At 65.1% G+C, this 5,215-nt stretch carries 4 protein-coding genes; 2 read left to right on the forward strand and 2 right to left on the reverse strand.

All coding sequences use genetic code 11. The annotated features are described in order from the left end of the window. Both ACY69P_RS13800 and icd read left to right on the forward strand, forming a co-directional pair. Window positions 1-1,876: bifunctional diguanylate cyclase/phosphodiesterase (locus ACY69P_RS13800; protein ID WP_462327892.1), on the forward strand; the 1,876-nt coding region annotated here is incomplete at its 5' end. A 316-nt stretch (window positions 1,877-2,192) separates the two neighbouring features. Then, window positions 2,193-3,335, forward strand: a complete 1,143-nt coding sequence (gene icd / locus ACY69P_RS13805; protein WP_462327893.1) for an NADP-dependent isocitrate dehydrogenase — start codon at window positions 2,193-2,195, stop codon at window positions 3,333-3,335. Window positions 3,336-3,434: 99 nt separating this feature from the next. Here the strand turns inward: icd and ACY69P_RS13810 are convergent, their stop codons facing one another. After that, window positions 3,435-3,944, reverse strand: coding sequence for an ankyrin repeat domain-containing protein (locus tag ACY69P_RS13810; protein WP_462327894.1), 510 nt, complete (start codon window positions 3,942-3,944; stop codon window positions 3,435-3,437). Between the two features lie 151 nt (window positions 3,945-4,095). Then, the coding region (locus tag ACY69P_RS13815; protein WP_462327895.1) for a hydantoinase B/oxoprolinase family protein at window positions 4,096-5,215 on the reverse strand (1,120 nt) is incomplete at its 5' end.

The raw sequence follows: 5,215 nt of genomic DNA on the forward strand, positions 1-5,215 counted from the left end.
GCGCCGCGTTGCCGCCGGAACGCTGGACAGCACCAAGCTGGCGCTGTTGACGGAGTTTCGTGATGTGCTGGACCGCCAGCTTATCCGCGCGGTCTACCAGCCCATCGTGAGCCTGTCGTCCGGCAATATTTTGTCGTGGGAGGCGCTGACGCGTGGCCCGTCCGGGTCCAATTTCCGTTCCCCTTCGGTGCTCTTTGACTTTGCCGAGGAGGTGGAACAGGTCTTTGCGCTGGAAAAGGCCTGCCGCGAGCGCGCCATCAGGGACGTTGGCCCCCTTGGGCAGGGGCGCAAGCTGTTCCTGAACGTGCATCCACGCACGCTGGTGGACCCACATTTTTCGCCGGGCCAGACGGTGCGGCTTCTGCGCGAGTATGGTCTGGAGCCTGTGGACGTGGTGCTGGAAATTACCGAACGGCACAGCATCAAGGACTTTGCGCTGTTTCACAGGACGCTGGAGCATTACCGCAGTCAGGGGTTTCGCATTGCCGTGGACGACGTGGGCACCGGCTATTCCGGGCTGTGGTCCATCGCCCAGCTGCGCCCGGAGTATCTGAAGGTGGACATGTCCCTTGTGCGCGACGTGGACGCGGACCCGGTGCGGCGGGCGCTGCTTGAGACGCTCGTCACGTTCTCGCGCAATATTGGGTGCCAGCTCATTGCCGAGGGCGTTGAAACGGCGTCGGAACTGAACACGTTGATGCGCCTTGGGGTGCACTATGGGCAGGGGTATTTTTTGGCGCGTCCGGCCTTCCCCAAGCCCGACCTGCCGCCCGAGGTGCTGGGGAACTTCTCCCGCGTGGGGCACAGGGAAGAGGCCTCGCGCCGCTCGTCGCCCATTGGCTCCCTTGCGCTGACGGTGCCCACGGTGCCGCGCGGGGCAACGGTGAGCGAAATCCGGCAGATGTTTGGCGACACTTCGCAGCCGCTGAGTTCCGTTGTGGTGGTAGATGATAAGGAGCGCCCGCTTGGCCTTGTGATGAGCCATCATCTGGACCACGCCCTCAGCACGCAATACGGCCTGTCGCTGTATATGAACCGCGCGGTGGAACTCATCATGGACCCCGCGCCCCTGTACGCCGAAAGCTCTGCGCCCATGGAAAATGTGGCGCGGGAGGCCATGCAGCGGCCCAAGGCCAACATCTTTGACCATGTGGTGGTGACGCGCGGGGAAACGCTGGTGGGCGTGGTGACGGTGCAGGCCATGCTGGACGCCCTCGCCACCGTGCAGGTGGAGATGGCCAAGGGCGCCAATCCCCTCACCGGGCTGCCGGGGAATGTGGTCATTGAGGCGGAAATGGAGCGGCGCATTGCCGCGCGCGAGTCCTTTTCCATTGTGTACGCGGACCTTGATAACTTTAAGGCCTACAACGACGTGTATGGCTTCCGTAACGGCGACGACATCCTTTTGCTGGTGGCGCGCCTGCTGCGCTGGGCGGTGAACCGCCATGGCGATGGCGGGACGGATTTTGTGGGGCATGTGGGCGGCGACGACTTTGTGGTCATGTGCACCAGCGCGCGGGCGGAGCGCATTGCCAAGGCCGTAACGCGCTGCTTTGGGCGGCTGGTGCGCAAGCACTACTCCCCGCAGGACCGCGAGCGCGGCACGGTGCGCGCGCGGGGGCGTGATGGCAGCATGGCGGAATTTCCACTGGTGTCCGTCTCCCTTGCGATTGTGGATTGCCGGGGAGAGGGCGAGATGGGCGCGCTGTCGCGCCACGCGGCGGAGATGAAGCACTACGCCAAAACTCTGCCCGGCAATGTGTGGGTGCGCGACCGCAGGCGCATCACCGCGCGCGAGGGGGAGGCGGATGCGAAAAATCCCGGTGTGCCGGGATGTTGCCAGCTTGAGACCTGCACGGAGGACGCCCCGAAATAGGCGCCGCAGCGCTGGCGGGCAGTTGCGCAGGAGCCGGGGGCGCTGCATAGGAGGCGGCGTGAGGGAAGGAATTTCGGCGTTTGGCTGCGCTTTGGCGCTGTCTTTCATGGACAAGGCGACGTGATTTTTCTATCGTTCCCGTTTCGGTGGATGCGCCGGGACTCCAAAGCGGAGCTGGCGGCAGGCCGCCGTGATGCGCCGTGTGAGATACAGCGTGAATGGCGCTGGCGTATCGCAATGCTCCGCCGCGTGTGCTGCATGGGGCATGGCGCGTCCGTGGGAAGGGACAACGCAACATTTCATGAGAGAGATTCGCATGCAGAAGACCGTGTACTATATCGAGGGCGACGGCATCGGTCCCGAAGTGTGGGCCGCAGGCCGCCCCGTATTGGACGCCGCAGTGCAGAAGGCCTACGGCGGCGAGCGCCGCATTGAGTGGGTGGAACTGCTGGCGGGCGAAAAGGCCCACCGCGAAACGGGCGAATATTTGCCGGGGGCCACCATGCAGGCGCTTCGCGGCGCGCAGCTTGCCATGAAAGGCCCGCTCACCACGCCGGTGGGGCAGGGCTTTCGCAGCCTGAACGTCACCCTGCGCCAGACGCTGGACCTGTACGCCTGCATCCGCCCCATCCGCCACTTCAAGGGCGTGGAGTCGCCTGTAAAGCACCCGGACGCCGTGGATATGGTCGTCTTTCGTGAGAATACCGAGGACGTGTACGCGGGCATTGAATACGCCGCAGGCTCGTCCGAGGCGCGCCGCCTGCTGGAATTTCTGCGCGATGAGCTTGGCGCCAATGTGGACGCCGCCGCAGGTGTGGGCGTGAAGCCCATTACGGAGCACTGCTCCAAGCGGCTGGTGCGCAAAGCCATTACCCACGCGCTGGATACCGGACGCTCCAGCGTCACCCTTGTGCACAAGGGCAATATTATGAAGTACACCGAGGGCGCGTTCCGCGGCTGGGGCTACGAGGTCGCGGCCGAGGAATTCGCCGGGCGCGTGGTCACCGAGGAGTCCGGCCAGAGCGCGGATGTGGTCATCAACGACCGCATCGCCGACGCCATGTTCCAGAACGCGCTGATGTACCCGGAGCAGTACGATGTGCTGGCCACCACCAACCTGAACGGCGACTACCTCTCCGACGCCCTTGCGGCGCAGGTTGGCGGGCTGGGGCTTGCCCCGGGCGTGAATATGGGCGATACCCTCGCCTTTTTTGAGCCGACTCACGGCACCGCGCCCACCATCGCGGGCAAGGACAAGGCCAACCCCGGCAGCCTCATTCTCTCCGGCGCCATGATGCTGGAGCACGCCGGAATGCCCGAAGCCGCGGCCCTTATCCATGCTTCCATGGACAAGGTTGTGTCCTCGGGCCGGGTGACGGTGGACCTTGCCTCCCAGATTCCCGGAGCCACCACCATCGGGTGCGCGGCCTTTGGGCATCTGCTGGGTGAGCATCTGTAGAGTTTATCGCCTCCCCGCATTTTGGGGAGAAGGACAACGCGTAAAAAAACGGCGCGGCCAATGTGGCCGCGCCGTTTTGTCGTTGTTGTGGCGCCTGCGTCAGCCGGGGCTGACCGCGTGGCGGTTTCGGTGGGGGAACAGGCCAAAAAGCCGCGCGCCAATGCGCCGGGACCGGCCCGGACGGGGCGGCGTATCGTCCGGTGTGGACGTGGCGGCCAGCGCTTCCTGCTCGCGCAGGTAGTCGCAAATATCCATATGGCCGTAGAATTCGGCAATCTGGATGGCCGTATGCCCGTCAAAATCCGTCTGGCCGATGTCCGCGCCGTGCTCCACAAGCTGGCGGACCACGGCAAGGTGGCCTTCCATGCTGGCGGTAACGAGGACCGGCTCGTCAAACTCGTTGCGGATGGACGGGTCCGCGCCATGCTCCAGCAGAACCCGGACGACTTCGTCATTGCCTTCATAGGCGGCAATGCACAGGGGCTGTTCGCCGTCCTCGTCCGGGGCGTTGACGTTGGCCCCCGCGGCAATGGCGTCTTCCGCCGCGTCCGGGGCGTTGTCCAGTATGGCCTGCATGAGCCGTCTGGCGTCTGCGTATTCGTCGTGCATGGACCCTCCTCTGGGATGTCCCCGCCGTTTCTGGAAATCAAAACAGGGGGAATCCTCCATGCTCCGGTTATACACCGAAGGGTGCGCGCTTACAACCGCGAGTATGCCACAAATCTGTGACAATACTGTCAAAGTCAGGCGCTTCGGGAGGTTATGGCATGCCGAAACCACCGCCGCCCGGGGTCTCTATGCGAACGCGCTGGCCTGCCTTGAGGGCGGCGTGGAATTTTCCGGGGCAGTCGCGCGTGGTGCCGTCCGGGTCGATGATGCTGTTGCGGCCCGGTGTGCCGGGCGCGCCGCCGTCCAGCCCATAGGGCGCCGTGGCGCGGCGTTCGGACAGGACGGTAATCTCGCAGTCCGACAACAGTTCAATATCGCGGATAAGGCCGCTGCCGCCGGTGGTTTTTCCTGCGCCGCCCGTGCCTCGGCGTACGGCGTATTCGCGCACGCGGAAGGGGTAGGCGTATTCAAGGGCTTCCACCGGGGTGTTGAGGGTGTTGGTCATATGCGAGTGCACGGCGCTTTCGCCGTCGCGCAGGCGGGTGGCGCCGGTGCCGCCCGCAAGGGTTTCGTAGTAGGCGAAGGGCGTGCCCGTTCGCGCGTCAATGCCGCCGATGGCGGTGTTGTTCATGGTGCCCTGACTGGCGGCGGGAATGTCCGGCGCGCCCTCGCCGCGCGCCTGCGCCAACGCGCCAAGAATAACGTCCACCACGCGCTGCGAGGTTTCAACATTGCCGCCCGCCACGGCGGCAGGGGGCAGGGCGTCGAGGATGGAGCCGGGGCGCGTGACCACGCTGATGGGCCGCCTGCAGCCCGCGTTGGTGGGGATATCACGCCGCACCAGACAGCGGAACACGTACAGCACGCCGGAAACCGTAATGGCGCGCACGGCGTTGACGCTGCCCGCCACTTGGTCGGCGCTGCCGGTAAAGTCCAGCCGCGCGGTGTCGCCCTCGATGGTGACGGCGACGCTGATGCGCATGGCGTGGGCGTCCACGCCGTCGTCGTCCATCACATCCTCAAAGGCGTATTCACCGTCGGGGATGCTGGCGATGGTGGCGCGCATAACGCGCTCCGAGTAGTCGTTGAGCGCTTCGGCGTAGAAGCGGACCTTCTCAAGGCCGTACTTGTCCATCAGCTCGCCAAGGCGGCGGGTGCCGGTGATGTTGGCCATAATCTGCGCGGAGAAATCACCCTCGCGTTCGGCGGGGGTGCGCACGTTGTTGAGGATGAGGCGCATCAGGCTGGTGTCTATCTCACCGCCGCGCACA

It is taken from the genome of Desulfobaculum sp. (genome assembly GCF_054921475.1).